Here is a 1,673-nt window from a genome sequence, read left to right on the forward strand (position 1 = left end):
ACCTTTGGTGATTCAGGTCAATGAACAAACCAGCCTCAGTCAGCTATTTGATAATATCCATGTCACCTCAGAACAAAAGGCGCACTTTGGCCGGCGTCAGAGTGAGTTGCAAGAGGCATTAGCCTCTGGCAAGCCGGTTGTATTGCGGGGTCTCGAAAGTAATCCAACACTTCAACAACTTCTGGAACCCCTGGCTATTGGGCAACCTTTGTTGGTCAATGGTCATCTACAGGCCTACCCAAAAGCCCATGTCACCCTGCTTTGGCCTGAGTCTGCGAAAAGCCCATCCAGCGTATTCAGTTCGATGGTCGCCACGGGCACCCCATGTCCTGAGGTAGATATCTGGGATATTAATGGAGTCAGGTACGATATCCCCCGGGCCGGGCTGCCAGAAAAGGCACTTCACAAACTATACAAAGCGTTTGAAACTGTACCCGGCGACCTTTGCAACCCTCTGCCTGAACTGAACGAAGGGTTACTGAATAACCTGATACTGGCCGCCCGGCGAGCACAGCAGGTTGACCAGTCCCCACAGCTCCTGCCCCGCCACTGGCGGAAGGCCATTAATAGTGTCATCACCCATGGCACCCGGCAGAATCCGTCAGTGCGTGATTTTATGAAAGTAGCCTGTTGGCAGTTACTGCCGGATGCTGATAAAAAGCCGGATGAGGAGCAAACTGCCTCAGTGGACCCGGATCGGTTAAATGACATCATTAATAGTACCCCGCAGTTGGACAGAGCGTTTGTGCAGCAGAACCCATGGCCACTGGCCAGAGCCTTTGACCCGGCAGCCTTTAACGAGACTCAATTCAGAGTATTAAAACTGTCCTATGAAAAACCCTTTCCATTTTTGTCGACTGAAAAATCTCTGGATGAGCTCTGTGCCGCGATCGTTGCCCACTCGCCGGAACGACAACGACAGGCAATAGCGCATCAGTTGGCAGTTGATCCAGCGGCAGCAGAACAATATCAAACGTTAGCCATCAGACCATCAAGACAGATCAAACGTATACAAGATGCACTGGCTTCTGGCTGGCATTTACCTCTGTCATCAGGGCAGACCCGATCCGATGCCATTCAATCTCTGGCCACCGATTGTTTTCACATGGCCAAAACAGGGAATTCCGACGCAGAATGCATTGAACGCATAGAAAACCGACTGTCTCAATCACTGGAATGGCAGGGTTCCGCTGATAAGCCACTGTCAGCATTGGCCCATGATCTTTATTACGGCGAGATGAGTCAGAAGGATCGTGAAAACCGTCGATTGTACCGACTCCATGACCGGTTGGCGGACTCTCCCGTTCTATTCCTGCAGGGGGAAACCGGCACTGGAAAAAGTTACTTTTCTGCCAGAATGGCGAAGGCCTCAGGACAGGCTGTGGTGATATCCCTTGGACCTTCTGACAGCGAACAAACCCTCATGAAACGCTGGCAGTGGCAAGAGCACACCAGTGGCGACCGCTCTATGAAACAGCAAAACCGGGCCCTGATGGAATGGGCTAGTACCCCGTCCGACATAGACGGCGAGTACGTTACCCTGGTGCTGGATGAAGCCAATCTCGCCAAAACCGGATTGCTGGCGTCATTAAACGGCTTATGGGAACCGAAACCCTGTATCTATGTGAATGGCCACCCTGTCAAGGTCAGCTCAAAACACCGGGTGATTCTCA

Annotated in this window: 1 protein-coding gene; it reads left to right on the forward strand. The window is 51.9% G+C overall.

The features are described from left to right. Positions 1-1,673, forward strand: a 1,673-nt coding sequence (locus KDK19_RS01370; RefSeq protein ID WP_257291189.1) for an AAA family ATPase, incomplete at both ends; no start/stop codon positions are given.

This window comes from Endozoicomonas sp. ONNA1 (assembly GCF_024606325.1).
Classification (GTDB): Bacteria; Pseudomonadota; Gammaproteobacteria; order Pseudomonadales; family Endozoicomonadaceae; genus Endozoicomonas_A.